Source organism: Collinsella sp. 4_8_47FAA, assembly GCF_000763055.1.
Lineage (GTDB): Bacteria > Actinomycetota > Coriobacteriia > Coriobacteriales > Coriobacteriaceae > Collinsella.
In genome coordinates this window covers 272,680-287,627 of record NZ_KN214134.1, presented here as the reverse complement: position 1 = coordinate 287,627, position 14,948 = coordinate 272,680, and the positions used below count along the sequence as shown (strand labels likewise).

Below are 14,948 nucleotides of genomic sequence, written 5' to 3'. Positions count from 1 at the left end.
CGGGTCGCCCCTGCACCATCGTCGTCACCCCTATTAGCAGTATTTACCGTTTTTCTCTAAATGCGTATCGCCACCCTTAAGAATACGAAGTGTTTTATCCAGACCCGATTGTCCTCCATCTCAAACGAAGGGATAAGGAATCTCATCCGGAATCGGCAGTAACGGAGGATTCACAACGACAAGCGAAAAACATGAGTCATCTCTCAGAGGGGAGTAAAGGCTCCCCTCAAGCACCCTAGTTTCGTCATCCAAAGAGTTGATGGCAGTGTTTTTCTTACAAAGGTCGACAACAAAAGGGTTGATTTCTACAGATGTTACATCCATGCCACAGTTGGTAAGTATCAGGCCCTGTATTCTGGGGCCAGAACACAAATCGAGAGCCTTCCGTGCGCTCTGCGGTGTAAGGCGCCAATCTCAGCAAATCTGTCCCACAATACTGCGCTGAAGAACAAGACGGAACCCCTGAGCCAAACTCCCCTATACCTTATTAAGGCTAAGACAGGCAAGTTCACGCACCCGGCATATTCCAGAATAACATCCTATTGTTTTAGATGCTCTACAAGCATGAACAGCCGCGAATCGGAAAGATCTTCTAGTTTCGCCCCGACTGACCGCCAAGGGCCAAAATGGCCCCTCCATCCCCGGGCGACTGGCTCTGGCGCGCCGAGGAGTGTCCCCAAGTGCCGGCAGAAAAGGAACGTCCCTATCTGCCGGCTAGAGGGCACCGAAGAGAATGGCGTAGGTAGTGGATTCGCCGAGCTTGAGCTCGTCGCCGGGATTGAGCTGGGCGGAACGGCCGGGCTCGACCTGAATGCAGACGCGCGTGGCCCCGTTTACCACCACGGTTCCGTTGGTGGACGACAAGTCCTCGACATGCCAGATATTTTGAGCATCGCACCAGATATGGGCATGGCGGGCCGAGACATCGTCGCCGACGTCGGTAATATCGCCCTCACCAGTGGCCAGCGCGCCAATCTCAACACCCTGCTCACTCGGCTGAATCCAGCGCGGGGCGCTCACGACAAAACTGTTTTGTACGCGCAGCAAGCCCAAGGGGTGCGCCGGGGCGGGTTCGCGTTCGCCCGCGGTCATCGACATGCCAAGCGAACGCGGCGTGGATGTGCCTCCGCCACAGGTCGCGTGCGCGTAGTCGATGGCATAGTTCACCGAGGACCGCACATCCGCCGAACAACCGACGGCGACAAACAGCACCAGCACGGCCTCGGCGCGCTCGGCGGGCATGAGTTCCGCCGCCTGGGACAGGCGATCGAGCGCGTTGCGATAGAGATTCGTGTCCTGGTGGCACTCTTCGAGCGCGCGTACCATCGGTTCACCTGCAGGACCGCACACCATATTGATCACAGCCGTGGAGTCCATGGGATTGCGCTGGCGCAGGGCCAGTTGCGACATAATACGCGCAGCCGAGGTACCGTATTCGGCAAAGTAGCGCTGCTGAAGCGTGCCGACCGGCGCGCGAACGATAAAGCGGGAAACCCAAGAGCGATCGGCGGCTCGGCTCTGCGGGCTGCGGCCGTCGGCGAGCGGACGGGACGAAAGCACCAAGCCGCACAGCTCGATATGGCTCAGATGCGCCGCGCGCTTAAAGATGTCAAACATGGCCCCGCATGGGGTGAGCTCAACTTGAGATGCCATGACCTAGGCCTCCTTGGTCGTAGAAATAGAATCGGACGATACTTCAACAGGTCCGCCAAAAGTACGGGCAGCTGCGGCTCCACCGGCAAGCGGAGTCGCCATCTGGGCTTTTGTGCGTCGCGGTGCCGAAACGGGAAGTTCAAAGGCAAAGCCCATCGCAAGCAAAAACCACGTAAGCGTATAGGTTGCAACCAGAGCGGCAACAAGGCCGCCCATCACGGCGCGTTGGGAAAATACACTACATGCAGCCACAACCAGCACCGGAACCTCGCAGGCAGAAAGCGCAAGCACACCCTGCAGGAAGCCCGAGCGCCGATCGCGCGCAAGTGCCCCCGCGGCAACGCCGGCTATGTCTGGCAGCGCCAACGCCAGTGCGGCAATAATACCCGGTAGCGACCCAGACCACACGAGCGATCCCAAAGTCGCCGTCACGCGAGCGCCCGACGCCAGCAGCGCGGCCGAAACCACGACCACAGCCCAAACCACGCCACAGACGACCGTCGCGCCGACCATCAGCGCGCGACGAACCGCGCGGCCAGACGCATCCATGGGGCACGGCGTGAGCGGCTCGCCGCGGAGCGAACGACCGACATTTTGCGCATAGTGGTCACAAAACGCCGAGAGCGCCGCCTCGACCGCCGCCGGCTCGGGACGATCTTTTTGATGGCTGGACAGACAGGCCATCACCACGTCGAACAGCTGGGCATCGACAAACGCCAGCGCATCACGTAGCTCTTCGGAATCCGGCTCAAGCCCTAGCTGCTGGGCCTGCTCGGCCGCGGCGAGCGCCACATCGGGCTCACGACGAAGCAGCTGAGTCAAATCACAACCGGGCGCATGGGCACCAATGGGATAGTCGGGCCGCGTGTCCATCTTGAGACGGTAGGGGCTCGCGATGTCGCGCGTCTTTTTGCGCGAACCCGAGGTGCCCGAAGTGCTCGGCGCGGCTTCGTATGGCGCGACGCCGGCAATGAGCTCGTAAACCGTGCTTGCCGCGGCATAGACGTCAATCGCCGGCGACATACGCAAAGCGCGCAGATCGGGAATATCGTCGGTGAGCATCTCGGGTGGGGCATAGGCAACCGTCGCGCGACGCAGCGTGGCATAGCGCTCCGTAAACGACGCCTTGCCGCCGGTACCGGCCACGGCCGACGCAGGCTCGAGCGCCAGCGACGAGCCAAAGTCGATCAGGCACAGGTCAAAGGTGCCCTCGGCAAGCTGCCGGTCAAGCGGTAGACGCGCCGTACGCACCATAATATTAGCGGGCGAGATATCGCGATGGACAAAGCCCTCACCCACCAGGCTCATACGGCAGAGCAGATCAAACAGGTCGCGACCCAGACGCGCCGCCACAAGCGGCGACAGGCGTCCGGCATCGTCCACGGCGAGTCGCGAACGCAAGCGGGCAAGCGTCTCGCCCTCGACCCATTCCATGACAATTGCAGGCACACCGTCGACCTCGCCCCAGCCATAGAGGCGGGGAAAGCCCTTAAGACCCGAAAGGGCGCGATGGCATTCGTATTCCTCCCGAAACGCCGCCTTGAACTTGGCGACCAGCGCCTCGTGAGCTGCATCGTCGTCAAACTCATCGCGCGTCGGCAAGATGAGCTGCTTGAGTGCCACGGCCTCGCCTTGGGCGTTGACGGCACGCGTCACGCGGCCGATACCGCCACGGCGCATGGTGGCTTCGTCGGCAAACAGCATCGTAAAACGACGCAGATAGGCAGGCAGTTCGTCCTGACCGAGCGCAATGGCCGGCTCAAACCCGTCGACACGCGCCAGGCGCAGGCCGACCATGGAATCGCGACCGAGCGATTGTGGTGTGGTGGATGCAAGATCGGTCATCATAGGGCAAGCGCCGCCACGTTATTGTTGAAGTTACCGAGTGCGACGTCATCATCGCCGTAATGGCCGACCCATTGACATAGGTTGGTGTAACAGCCCCACAGATTGGCATACTGCTGATACCACTTTGACCGGGGCGAGAATGTCTGACGACCGAACTCGGCTCGAATGACAAACATCTCCCCGACCAGGCTGTCGCACGGCCTGGGATCTCCCGTAGAGTTATAGGTCGAGACCACGTCATTGGCACGAGAAACGTAGCCGTCGAGCATGTTGTACTTGGTCACAAGCCAACTGTGAATGCTCTCTTCCTCAGCAGCGGAAAGGCCACCGGAGTTTGCATCGTTGTCAGTGTTGCCGCCCGTCGAGCCGCCATTTCCAGACCCTCCGGTAGAGGAGCCCGACCCAGAGCCGCCGCTCGAACTCGACGAATTCGAGCCGGAGCCAGAAGTATCCGAGCTACCGGGCTTTCCGGACTGCTGGGCGTCCTGCTCCTTCTGCTGCTCGACCTTATTCACCGTTGCCGCCACGCTATTGTTGGACAACCGATCGATGATCTTGGTGTTGGTGAGCACGATGGTTTTGCCATTGGCAAGCGTGACTTCGTTGTCCGGGGCCTCGGCGCCGTCCGCATCGTCGGTGCCAAACACAATATGCGCGACCACACTTGCCCAAGCATATCCAGTCGTGGTACCCAGATCACTTTTGACCTCATGCCCCACGCGCGGTTCGCGTGCGGCATGCGCCTGCATCATGGACGGCACGGTCATGCCATAGGCAGAAACGCCAGCTATGACCAGCACCAGCGAGCAAGACAGCAGTGCGTACGCCCGCGGCGCCAAGCCCAGTCGGCGCCGCATGCGCACCGCGGCGCCGCGCTTTGTCTGAGTGCCACCGGGCCGCATGCGTTCTCCTCCAACAAAAACACGCCGCTTGGGAGCGGCGCATTCATTCAAATCCATATTTGAGTGTATCAGCGAACCCAAAAGGTTGCGCAACGAATGGGCAAATTAAGGATGCGAGCGGAAGCATCCATGCGATAAGCGGATACGAAGCATCTTTGTTGCACAACAAACTCACAGTCGCACGGGGAAATTATGACTACCCCGTGCGTCGCGAGGAAAACATACGGCAGGAGCAGGCTCGCCACCTAAATCGCGCGACGGGCCTCGATGGCGCGCCCAAGCGTAAGCTCGTCGGCATACTCCAGGTCGCCGCCCACGGGAAGGCCGCTTGCCAGACGCGATACCTCGACGCCCAGCGGCTTGATAGTGCGGGCCAGGTAGCTCGCCGTGGTCTCGCCCTCAATATTGGGGTTGGTGGCGATGATGACCTCGTGGATGTCCTCGTGGCCCAAGCGTGCCAGCAGCTCGCGGATGTGCAACTGCTCGGGACCAATCTTGTCCATGGGGCTGATCACACCGCCCAATACGTGGTAGAGGCCGTGGTAGCTGCCCGTGCGCTCGATCGCCTGGACGTCGCGCGGCTCGCCCACAACGCAAATGCGAGTGGTGTCGCGCATCGGGTCCTGGCAGATGGAGCACTCATCGGCCGTGGCGTAGTTAAAGCAACGACTGCAAAAGTGGACCTCCTGCTTGACCTCCAGGATGGCCTCGGCCAGGCGGCGGGCCTCCTCGGCATCGGCCTCGAGCAGGTAATAGGCGATGCGCTGGGCCGACTTGGGACCAATGCCCGGCAGACGGCCCAGCTCATCGAGCAGTTTTTGCAGACTGTGATTCGCACTCATATATATGCGTGTCTTAGAACGGCATGCCCGGGATGTTGAGGCCGCCGGTGATGGCGCCCATCTGCTTGTTGGCGAGCTCGTTGACGCCGCGGACGGCCTCGTTGACGGCAGCCATGATCATGTCCTGCAGCATATCGACGTCCTCGGGATCGAGAGCATCGGGGTCGATGGTGAGGTTGACGAGCTCCATCTCGCCGTTGACGGTCACCTTGACCATACCGCCGCCGGCAGAGGCGTCGACGGTCTGGGACTTGAGGTTCTCCTGCGCGGCGGCAAGCTGCTCCTGCATCTTGCGAGCCTGCTTCATCATCTGCTGCATGTTCATACCGGCCATGATGGCTCCTTTACGTGCGGCCGCGCGACAAGCTGCAAGGGCAGCCGGAGCACGGCGGGACTTTCAAACTCAAAAATCGTACCACGGCGCGGGGCAAGCAAGCGGGGCGGACGTGTTCCCTCAGTCGATATACATGTCCTGGAGTGCAAGCCGCGCCCAAAGATTATGCAAAGTTGAATAATTCGCATCTGCATAATATTGAAAGCTAAATCTTGTAGAGCCGGAATCCGGCATTATCTGCATCCAGCTAGATAACAAAATGCCGAACCGCTGCTCGAGGCGGCGCTCATGATGGCAGGGTATAATTTGATTGTCACAGACAGCAATTTGGAGGTGCCCCATGAATGCCCCCGACGTGCTCCAAAACATCCGCTCAAAACACCCCGTTGCATATGTGGTTCTCTATCTCTTTGTCGGCTGGGCATTACTGGTTATCATCACCCATGCTATAGCCTTTGGAGCAGAACTACTGATAGCCAGCTCGGACCAGCCCGTCGTCAAATGGGAGACGACCGATGAGTGCACCGACGGAACCCGAACCGTCTACTACAACAGCCCGTCCCTCTATCAAGAGTTCAAGGTCAAGATAAAGGACTTCAAGATTGTCGATGCCGAGCTAGGCGTTTATTTGGCAATCGGAGCAACCATTAACGCCGAGCAAGTCGAGTACACGGACAGCCATGCGACGTATCGTATCGACCTCAGCATCCTAGGCCGACCGTCACGCACCTGTCTGCTCGAATGCGACATACGCGGCACCACACTACACATGTCCGAAATACAGATGCGCCCGGACAAGGGGTCCTCTTCTTGAGCAGTATACCCGCCTGCGCAGCTACTCCACCGGCTTGAAGATGGTGGCCTGACCGAAGACGCTGCGGATGAGGTCTTTGGCCTCGTCCTCGGTCTGCGGGATGCTTGGGGCTGCGCCCTGATGGCCGAAGGGACTGCCCGCGCCGGGGTTGGACTCCCAGGGAGCTGCAGGAGCGTCCTCCTCTTTGGGGGCAGTTGCAGCGGGCTTGGGCGCGGACGCCGTGGCCGGCACGTCGAACGGGGGCAGATCGTCCCCGCCTGCATCGGCGGCAAAACCGGCGACCATGGCATCGTCGTAGGGCACCTGCTCGGATTCCCACGGTGCAGACTGCGCGGACGGCTGAGCCTTGGGAGCGGACGCGCGCTCGGGCGCGCGGGGCGCGGGCTCAGTCGGGAGCTTGCCCGTGGCGGGAGCGCCGGCAGGGTTGTCCGAGCGCAGCCAGGGGGCCTTGCCCAGGTCGGATGACTTGGGCGCAGGCGCAGCGGCAGGCTTGGGCGTGGGGACCGAAGCAGCCGATTTGGCCGCGGCTGGCTTAGGCGCCGACGGGGTCGATGCCGCTACCGGTGCTGCTTGCTGCTGCGGCGCGCTGGCGCTCGAGAATGCAGGGGCCGCCGAGGACACGGGTTGCGGGTCCGCAGATGCCGCAGCCCGTGCAGATGGAGAATGCTCCTCATGTTGAGGAGCCGGCGTGCCACCTCCATCCAGGACGTAGTCGACGGTGCGACGACCGAAGACCGCGCAGACCGTCGGCAGAACCACCGACTGCGTATCGGCGCGACCGAGCATCTTAATGGCAAAAGTCGAACCCGCGGGGAACGAGACCGTGAGCTTGGAGCCGTCGTCGGCCGTGGCGCGGGCGTTGAGCAAAAGCCCTGCGTAGGAGGCCTGACGAGCCTTGACGCGCTCGACGACCTCGGCCCATTTGCGCTGGAGCTCGCCGGCGTCCTCAACCGCGGGGGTCTCGGCAGCACCGGCGGCGGCAACCTGGGCGGCGTTGTTGGGCTTGGACACCGACACGGTCGATGCAGCAGGCGCGGAAGCCGGAGCCGCAACGGGCTGACGTGCAGGCGTTACAGGTCTGGGCGCCGGCGCAGGAGCCGCGGACTTGGTCGCAGGCTGGGCAGCCGGAACAGCAGCGCCGCGGTCCCAAGGCATACCGCCCTGGCGCGCGGACGTAGCAGCGGGGGCAGCGGATGCCGCCGGAGCGGCAGCACGAGCGCCCGAAATGAGCGTCGGCTGTTGGGCAGCAGCGGGTACGGATGCTGCAGGCGCGGCGGCCTGAGCAGCAGCCACGCTCGCCGGCACGGCGCCGTTGGCAATCATGGCCTCCAGGCGTGCCACGCGCTCGGCCAATGCCTCAATCGTTAAATCGGCCTCGGGACGCGCCAGACGCGTGCAGGCAATCTCGAGCACCAGGCGCACGTCGCTCGCGCCCCTCATCTCCAGTGCGGCATCGTCGAGCACCGTCAGCACGCGGGCCAGGCGGTCGGCAGGATGCTCGCCAAAGGCAGCGGCCTCGGCAGCAAGCGCCTCGGCCTGCTCGGAGCCGCCCTCAAACAGCTCGGCACGGGCACCGGCAACGCAGGCAACGTACACGTCGCGCACATGCGCCACCAGGTCGCGCGTCAGCTCCAGCAGGTCATTGCCCTCCTCGACCTGCGCACGGATCAGTCCATAGAGCTCGGCAACATCGCGATCGGCAATGGCGCGGGAAAACTCGCCCAGAATCTGGTCCGAAACCTCGCCCAAAAGCGAGCGGGCGTCGTCCGCATGCACAGAACCGTTGCCAAAGACGCTCAGCTGCTCCAGCGTGGAAAGCGCGTCGCGCATACCGCCCTTGGCATGGCGCGCCACAATGGCGAGTGCCTCGTCGTCGTAATCGAAGCCCTCCTGCTCGCACACGTAAGACAGGCGATGCTCGATATCCTCGTTGCCGATGCGGTGGAAATCGAAGCGCTGGCAGCGTGAGAGAATGGTCTCCAGAATCTTTTGCGGGTCGGTGGTGCACAGCACAAAGATCACGTGTGCCGGCGGCTCCTCAAGCGTCTTGAGCAGCGCGTTGAACGCCGCCGTCGTGAGCATGTGGACCTCGTCGATGATATAAATCTTGTACTTGCCGCGCACTGGGGCAAAGTTGACGGAGTTGATGATCTCCTCGCGCACGTTGTCCACGCCGGTACGGCTTGCGGCATCGAGCTCGTAGACATCGGGGTGGTTACCCTCGGCAATGAGCTCGCACTCCTCGCAAGTACCGTCGGGCATGCAGCCGCTTGCACCCTCGGCGCGCGCCGCCTCGGCATTGCGGCACAGCAGCGCCTTGGCCAGAATGCGCGCCATGGTGGTCTTGCCCGTGCCGCGCGGTCCGCAGAACAGGTAGGCGTGGGACAGGCGCCCCTCGGTGATGGCGTGCTCGAGCGTCGAGACGATATGCTGCTGGCCCACCACGGAGTCAAAGGTGAGCGGGCGATACTTTCGGTACAACGATTCCATGGGTGCTCCCCCGGGTATACTGAGTCTTGTTGCCGCGGCGGCCATGCGGTCGCACGGCATACTGCATTCCATAATAACCCGTACGGCGAGCCCGCCGCGATAGGAGTCCAAAGAGCATGGCAGACGCAGAGAGCAACCTCGTTCCCTCCGAAGCAGCCGACCAGGTCGAGGTCGCGCTCGAGGAGCAGGCCGCAGCCGATGACGGCATCCTGTACCTCAACGAGTACCAGTACGAAAACGACCTGGTCACCGACTTCGCCCGCCTGGTCGCCTCGCCCAGGCGTCGCGGCTCGCTGTATGTCGCCGCGGCAGTTGCCGCGCTCATCGGCATCGGCATGCTGGTGGCCGGCGGCAGCTGGATCAAGTTCGGCGTCGTGTTGATCGTGTTCGGCGCCTTTTTGGCCTGGTGGAGCAAGAACCTGCACCACACGCTCGCCCGCGACTTTATCGACGCCGTCGAGGCCGACGAGTCCATGGGTGGCCGCTATCGCCGCGTCGCCGCCAACGAGGACGGCCTGATGGTTTGGGGCAAGAGCGGCAAGTCGCAGTTCTTCCCGTTTGACAAGCTCGACCACGTACTCGACGGCGAGCGCATCTTTGTGGCCATGTTCGCCGACCAGGGCGTGACGATCCCCAAGGACACCTTCGTCCGTGGCGATGCCGAGCAGTTCGGTCCCTTCCTCAAGGCCCGCATCAACAAAAAACTCCGCATCGAGACCAAGAAGAAGAAAATGAAGGCCGAGAAGGCCGCCGCCGAGGCCAAGCAGGGCGACAAGCCCCAGGACAACAAGGGCAAGCAGCGCAAGCAGAAGAAGAACAAGAAGAAGCGCTAAGGCCAAGCCAGACGGGCAGCCTCGCATCCCGCTATCCTCCCCATGCACCCGAGCGTGCTACACTAGCAGCATCTATGCCACCGCGAACGGCTCGGCCCCGCGCCCGCCGCTCGCAAACGAACTTTAAACGCACGAGGGTTGGCCATGCCGCTTTTCTCGCAACATACCGCCCGGTTCTCGCCGGACGTTCCTTTGGAGGGCACCAGCTCTCGCGAGCTGCTCAAGCGGTACCAGCCGCTCGAGACACTTGCGACCGGCGGTTTTGGCTCCATCGAGATCTGCCGCGACACGCATCTGCGCCGCCGCGTCGCCATTAAGCGCATCCCCCTTATCAACGGTGCCGGCATGCCCGCCAGCGACATCATGGATGTCCTGCGCGAGGCGCACACTGCCGCTATGCTTCAACATCCCAACATCGTGCAGGTCATCGACTTTACGCACGACACAGCCTATGCCTACCTGGTTATGGAATATGTCGATGGCATGTCGCTGGCCGAGTTTTTGCATCGCGTGGACGGCCACTCACTTACCTTTGACGAGGCCGCGGCCATTGCCGATGCCCTGGGCCAGGCGCTCACCTTCGCCCACAGTAATGGCGTACTCCACCTGGACATTAAGCCCGCCAACGTGCTCATCGACCACTCGGGCAATGTAAAGCTCACCGACTTTGGCATGGCGCGACTGTCGTCCGCCGGTGGCTTTGGCGGTTCGCGCGGCGGCACCATCGGCTACATGCCGCCCGAGCAGCTCGATATCGAGACCGGCACGGTCGACGAACGCGCTGATGTCTTTGCCCTTGCCTGTGTGATCTACGAGGGCCTGTGCGGCAGCGCTCCCTTTATGGCGGCCACGCCCGCCGACTCGCTCGGCCGCATCATCGGCGGCGCCACCTATCCCAGCGAGCTGATACCACACTTTCCCCCGGGAGCCGAGGCCGCGCTCATGAGCGCGCTCTCCCCCATGCCGCAGGACCGCCCCAACAGCATCGAGGCATTTTGCGACCAGCTCCTTGCCAGTCTGGGCAGCGTGCGCGAAGGCCGTCGCAGCCTGGAGCAAATGGTTGGCGAGCTTTCGGATGACGAGCAGGAGCTCGACGATATCGAGCCGTCGCACTACGAGGACGACGCCATCGAGATCGACCCCGCACTCGGCTGGGCGGGCACGCGCTGGAGCCATGCGCGCGACTACACCATGCGCGCTATCTCGGCGCTAACGTGCGGTACCTTTAGCTTTTTGCTGATGCAAACGGCCGGGGTCGCGGCGCTTCCCGGCCTGGTCATTGCGGCCATCGCGATCGGAGCGGCGGCTGGCCTGGCCCCCCAGATCGGCTCGGCCATCTCGGCTGTGGGCTTTTTGGTACTCATGGCCAACACCACCATGCAGGCGCAGGGCATCCTGTCGATACTGCCCGTCGCGGTGATCTTTGCCGCCGCCATGTCCGGTTGGTGGATCGCTTGGGGTCGTACCGAGGCTGCCGCGAGCTCCGCGCTCACCTGTGCACTCGCGCTTGGCTGTCTGACCGGCAATACCTTCCTGGCAGCTGGGGTCGCCGCCGGCGTCGCTTCATTTTGGCTCGGCCCGGCAAGCGCCGCCGCGGCAACGGGCATGGGCGCGCTTTTTGCCCGTCTGGCCACGGTCGCGCTTTCAGCCGGAGGCGTGCTGGGGCTCGGTAACGTTGCCGCAGCGCTGGGAGATCCGCTCCTTTGGACTGCCTTTGTGCTGGTCGCGGCAACTGCCGCAGCATCATCCGCGCTGCTCAATGCCCATGCCAAGCGTGCCGACCAGGGCTCAAACCTTGCCGCAATCGCCGCCATCGCTGTCACCGGCATCGGCTGCGCAGCGGCGTCCTGTCTTGCACACCATATGGAAATTGCCAGCCTTGCAGCCGCGGTCGTCGCCAAGGCGGCGGTTGCGGGAACCCTATCCTCTATAATCGTTGGGATATGCCTATATTTGCTCGGATACCAAAGAACCTATACGGAGAGTGATCTTTCGTGAACTTCCTGAACATCTTCGAGGACCACGTGGCCGGCATCTTCGGTGCCACCCGTGCCCCGTTCTCCTTTAAGAAGCTTGCTAAGCAGGCCGCTCGCGACATGGAGGATCAGACTCTGGTGATTAACGGCGTCAACACGGCGCCGGCACTCTATACCATCCTTATCGCCGCCGACGACGATCCCATGCTCGCCCCGTTCTACCCCGAGCTTTCGCGCGAGGTCCGCGAGTTCGTGAAGGCGCAGGCCGAAAAGCGCCGCTATGTCTTTGTCGGCGAGCCCCTCGTGCGCTTTATGATCGATCCGCAGCTGCGCGCCGGCAAGTTCTCGGTCTTTGCCGAGAACGTCGATGCCCCCACGCTCGGCCGCCTGTACGAAGAAGAGCGCGCCTATCAAAACGGCCTGGGCCAGAACAACTCCGCGGCAAGCCGTGCCGCCAGCGCCCCGCGCGCCGGCCAGCAGCAGTTTGCTGCCCCGCAGCAGCAGCGCCCCGCCGCCATGCCCCAGCAGCAGCCGACGCCTCGCGCCGCCGCTCCCGACCCGCTTGCCGTGGCAGACCCCTTCGCGCCTAGCGTCCCCGACCCCGCCGCCGCACCCATCCCGGTGCCGCAGACCGTCTCGCGCGACGCGCTTGCCGGCATGGGCGGAGCCGCCGCGACCGGTGCCGCCGTGGGCCTAGGCGCCGCAGCCGGCATCGCCTCCAACATGGCGAGCACTCGCGCCCCGCAGCGCCCGCTCGCCCAGCTCGTCGACGTCGTGAGCGGCGAGAGCCATAGCATCACCTCCGCACAGGTGACCATCGGTCGCGAGCGCTCAGTTTCCGACATTGCCCTGCGCGACCCCAACGTGTCGCGCCGCCACGCCCAGCTCACCTTTACGGGCTCGGATTGGTCGATCGAGGACCTCAATTCCACCAACGGCACGCTCGTCAACAACCGCCGCATTACGCGCTGCCCGCTGCGCAACGGCGATCTGCTGACGTTTGGCCTGAGTACCTTTGAATTTAGGGGATAGTCGCTTATGAACATCGATATCGTCCTTTTTGCAGGCCGCATCGTCTTGGTCGCCCTGCTCTATATCTTCCTGTTCGCCGTCATGAAGACCGGCGTGGGACTTGTGCGCGGGCAGCGCCGCGACTCGGCTATCTGGACGATTGATGTGGACAAGGGTCCGCGCGGTATCCGCGGCATCCACGTAGACATGCTCGGCCCCGTCATCGTCGGTCGCTCGCCATCTTCGGACATCTGCATCAATGAACCGTTCGTCTCGGCCTCGCATGCGCGCTTTTCGCTGCAGGGCCCGGCGCTCATCATCGAGGACCTCAACTCGCTTAACGGCACGCTCGTCAACGGCCGCCAGCTCGTGGAGCCCGCGACGCTGCGCGAGGGCGACGAAGTCCAGATTGGCGATGTGGTCATGAAGGTGAACCGTCGATGATCGACGAGGAGAACAAGTCCGCAACTATGACCGAGGCACCGGCTGCCGCCACAGCTGCGCCGGCCCACGCCGCTCCGGCGGGCTCCGCACCCGTGGAACCCGAGGACACTGTGTTCTCCCTGCCTCTTTCGCATGTAACGCATGATATTTCGGATCTCGCCGATAACGAGGACGAAGAGGATGCCGTAGCGGCGCCCATCGGCGCACATGCTGCGGAACAGCCCACAGCGCCCGAAGCAACCCCGGTGCCGGCTCACTTTGCAGAGCCCGTCGCCGCGGCAATCAACGAGAGCGCTGCGGTGTTTGCGGCACCCGAGCCCGCCGCGCCGGCGTTTCCCATAGCCCCGGTATCCGAGGTTGCGCCCGCGTCTGCGCCGGCGCCCGAGCCTATAGACGTCAGCCCGCAAGACGACGAGTCGACCGCCCGCGTTTCCGAGGAGCCCGACTCCCCGGACACCGGTGATTCCGAATCAAACGCCGAGACCGACACCGTCTCTCCCGGTGACACCGCCGAGATCGACGTTGCTGCCGTTGAGGCCAAGCTCAAAGACCCCGGCTCGACCATGAGCTTTGAGCCCCTGACCGAGGAGCGCATCGAGACCGACTCGACCTATGATGCCGGTACCACCACGCAACTCATGTGGGGCGCCCGCTCCGACGTTGGCTGTGTGCGCCCGCACAATGAGGATTCCTACCTGGTGCAGTCGCCGCTCTTTTGCGTATGCGACGGCATGGGTGGTCACGCCGCCGGCGAGGTGGCCTCTTCTATCGCTGTCGAGACTATAGCCAAGACGGCCCCACAGTCCGCCGACGCAGCACGCCTGGCCGCAGCCGTCGAGGCAGCCAACGCCGCCGTAATCGAGGCGGCCCTGAACGGCCTGGGCAAGCCTGGCATGGGCTGCACAGCCACTTGCGCCTATATCGAAAACGACACGCTCGCCATCGCCCACGTGGGCGACTCGCGCGCCTACCTGCTCCACGAGGGCACGCTCATCCGCGTGACCCGCGACCACTCCTATGTGGAAGAACTCGTGGACGCCGGCGAAATCACGGCAGACGAGGCTCGCGTCCACCCCAACCGTTCGGTCATCACCCGCGCGCTGGGCTCGGACCCCGCTATGTATGCCGACCACTTCACTCTGCATATCGAGGAAGGTGACCGTCTGATCCTGTGCTCCGACGGCCTTTCGAGCATGATTCCCGATAGCGATATCGAGAACATCGCCACGCAGTCCTCAACCGCGCAAATCTGCGTCGACAACCTAGTGGACGCGGCGCTTGCCGCCGGCGGCCACGACAACGTGACCGTAGTAGTCGTTGACCTGGTTGACGATGGCGTCATGCGCGAGGCGCAACGCGTGCGTCGCCGCAACGTTACTATCGCCGCCATCCTGGCCCTCGTCTTTGTGCTGGCAGCTGGCATCTGGGCCTACACGGGTGTCACCGGCTCGTACTACCTGGGTACCTACCAGGGCAATGTCGCCGTCTGGCGCGGCCTGCCCGGCAAGCCACTCGGACTCAAGCTCCACTGGCTCGAAAGCGAAACCAGCATCAAGCTATCCGACCTGCCCGAAGACACGCAAAACCGCCTCAAGGCGGGTATTCCGCAAACAAGTGTCGACGATGCGCAGGACACGATATCCAAGTACCGCCACCAGATCGACGAGGAGCAGACCCGCCAGGTGATCGACGCGCAAACGATTCGCGACAACACCAATCAGGGATCGACCTCCGAATCAGATTCCGAGAAAACCGCCGAACAGTCCGCCGAGGCCGAAGCCTCCGATAAGAATTAGAAAGG

The 14,948-nt window shown here is 63.0% G+C and carries 12 protein-coding genes and 1 pseudogene; 6 read left to right on the top strand and 7 right to left on the bottom strand.

Features of this window, described 5'->3' with window-relative positions:
- Positions 1 to 120: 120 nt before the first annotated feature.
- The 6 genes and pseudogenes from HMPREF9463_RS11530 to HMPREF9463_RS01385 all read right to left on the bottom strand — a co-directional run.
- Positions 121 to 387 (bottom strand): annotated as a pseudogene (locus tag HMPREF9463_RS11530) (methyltransferase); the annotation flags it as partial.
- A 327-nt stretch (positions 388 to 714) separates the two neighbouring features.
- Entirely contained in the window at positions 715 to 1,653 is a 939-nt protein-coding gene (locus HMPREF9463_RS01405) for an FHA domain-containing protein (RefSeq protein WP_022094220.1), read from the bottom strand.
- Between the two features lie 3 nt (positions 1,654 to 1,656).
- On the bottom strand, positions 1,657 to 3,501 hold the full coding sequence (locus HMPREF9463_RS01400) for a serine/threonine protein kinase (protein WP_035136740.1): 1,845 nt from the start codon (positions 3,499 to 3,501) through the stop codon (positions 1,657 to 1,659).
- Positions 3,498 to 4,403 carry a hypothetical protein gene (locus tag HMPREF9463_RS01395; RefSeq protein WP_035136736.1) on the bottom strand — a complete coding sequence of 302 codons (906 nt, stop codon included), beginning with the start codon at positions 4,401 to 4,403 and terminating at the stop codon, positions 3,498 to 3,500. The genes HMPREF9463_RS01400 and HMPREF9463_RS01395 overlap by 4 nt, the downstream gene beginning before the upstream one ends.
- A 245-nt stretch (positions 4,404 to 4,648) precedes the next feature.
- Positions 4,649 to 5,245, bottom strand: a complete 597-nt coding sequence (gene recR / locus HMPREF9463_RS01390) for a recombination mediator RecR (RefSeq protein WP_006235173.1) — start codon at positions 5,243 to 5,245, stop codon at positions 4,649 to 4,651.
- Positions 5,246 to 5,258: 13 nt separating this feature from the next.
- Positions 5,259 to 5,579 carry a YbaB/EbfC family nucleoid-associated protein gene (locus HMPREF9463_RS01385; RefSeq protein ID WP_006235174.1) on the bottom strand — a complete coding sequence of 107 codons (321 nt, stop codon included), beginning with the start codon at positions 5,577 to 5,579 and terminating at the stop codon, positions 5,259 to 5,261.
- A 340-nt stretch (positions 5,580 to 5,919) separates the two neighbouring features.
- Here HMPREF9463_RS01385 and HMPREF9463_RS01380 point away from each other — a divergent pair, with 340 nt between their 5' ends.
- Positions 5,920 to 6,393, top strand: a complete 474-nt coding sequence (locus HMPREF9463_RS01380; RefSeq protein ID WP_035136735.1) for a hypothetical protein — start codon at positions 5,920 to 5,922, stop codon at positions 6,391 to 6,393.
- Between the two features lie 21 nt (positions 6,394 to 6,414).
- On the opposite strand, the gene dnaX is transcribed toward HMPREF9463_RS01380, so the two are convergent.
- Positions 6,415 to 8,883, bottom strand: coding sequence for a DNA polymerase III subunit gamma/tau (gene dnaX / locus HMPREF9463_RS01375; protein WP_035136734.1), 2,469 nt, complete (start codon positions 8,881 to 8,883; stop codon positions 6,415 to 6,417).
- A 116-nt stretch (positions 8,884 to 8,999) separates the two neighbouring features.
- Between dnaX and HMPREF9463_RS01370 the strand changes: the two genes are divergently transcribed.
- From HMPREF9463_RS01370 to HMPREF9463_RS01350, 5 genes are all read left to right on the top strand, one after another.
- Positions 9,000 to 9,716, top strand: a complete 717-nt coding sequence (locus HMPREF9463_RS01370) for a hypothetical protein (RefSeq protein ID WP_035136733.1) — start codon at positions 9,000 to 9,002, stop codon at positions 9,714 to 9,716.
- 144 nt (positions 9,717 to 9,860) lie between these two features.
- Positions 9,861 to 11,714 carry a serine/threonine-protein kinase gene (locus tag HMPREF9463_RS10320; RefSeq protein WP_052043993.1) on the top strand — a complete coding sequence of 618 codons (1,854 nt, stop codon included), beginning with the start codon at positions 9,861 to 9,863 and terminating at the stop codon, positions 11,712 to 11,714.
- Entirely contained in the window at positions 11,711 to 12,724 is a 1,014-nt protein-coding gene (locus tag HMPREF9463_RS01360) for an FhaA domain-containing protein (RefSeq protein WP_035136732.1), read from the top strand. Before HMPREF9463_RS10320 ends, HMPREF9463_RS01360 begins: the two co-directional genes overlap by 4 nt.
- A 6-nt stretch (positions 12,725 to 12,730) precedes the next feature.
- Positions 12,731 to 13,147: an FHA domain-containing protein gene (locus HMPREF9463_RS01355; RefSeq protein ID WP_006235180.1), complete on the top strand. Its 417-nt coding sequence runs from the start codon at positions 12,731 to 12,733 to the stop codon at positions 13,145 to 13,147.
- Positions 13,144 to 14,943 carry a Stp1/IreP family PP2C-type Ser/Thr phosphatase gene (locus HMPREF9463_RS01350; RefSeq protein WP_035136731.1) on the top strand — a complete coding sequence of 600 codons (1,800 nt, stop codon included), beginning with the start codon at positions 13,144 to 13,146 and terminating at the stop codon, positions 14,941 to 14,943. Before HMPREF9463_RS01355 ends, HMPREF9463_RS01350 begins: the two co-directional genes overlap by 4 nt.
- Positions 14,944 to 14,948: the final 5 nt, after the last annotated feature.

Coding starts and splice junctions, on each gene's coding strand:
- HMPREF9463_RS01405 (WP_022094220.1), bottom strand. CDS start 1,653: ATGGCATCTCAAGTTGAGCTCACCCCATGCGGGGCCATGTTTGACATC.
- HMPREF9463_RS01400 (WP_035136740.1), bottom strand. CDS start 3,501: ATGATGACCGATCTTGCATCCACCACACCACAATCGCTCGGTCGCGAT.
- HMPREF9463_RS01395 (WP_035136736.1), bottom strand. CDS start 4,403: ATGCGGCCCGGTGGCACTCAGACAAAGCGCGGCGCCGCGGTGCGCATG.
- recR (WP_006235173.1), bottom strand. CDS start 5,245: ATGAGTGCGAATCACAGTCTGCAAAAACTGCTCGATGAGCTGGGCCGT.
- HMPREF9463_RS01385 (WP_006235174.1), bottom strand. CDS start 5,579: ATGGCCGGTATGAACATGCAGCAGATGATGAAGCAGGCTCGCAAGATG.
- HMPREF9463_RS01380 (WP_035136735.1), top strand. CDS start 5,920: ATGAATGCCCCCGACGTGCTCCAAAACATCCGCTCAAAACACCCCGTT.
- dnaX (WP_035136734.1), bottom strand. CDS start 8,883: ATGGAATCGTTGTACCGAAAGTATCGCCCGCTCACCTTTGACTCCGTG.
- HMPREF9463_RS01370 (WP_035136733.1), top strand. CDS start 9,000: ATGGCAGACGCAGAGAGCAACCTCGTTCCCTCCGAAGCAGCCGACCAG.
- HMPREF9463_RS10320 (WP_052043993.1), top strand. CDS start 9,861: ATGCCGCTTTTCTCGCAACATACCGCCCGGTTCTCGCCGGACGTTCCT.
- HMPREF9463_RS01355 (WP_006235180.1), top strand. CDS start 12,731: ATGAACATCGATATCGTCCTTTTTGCAGGCCGCATCGTCTTGGTCGCC.
- HMPREF9463_RS01350 (WP_035136731.1), top strand. CDS start 13,144: ATGATCGACGAGGAGAACAAGTCCGCAACTATGACCGAGGCACCGGCT.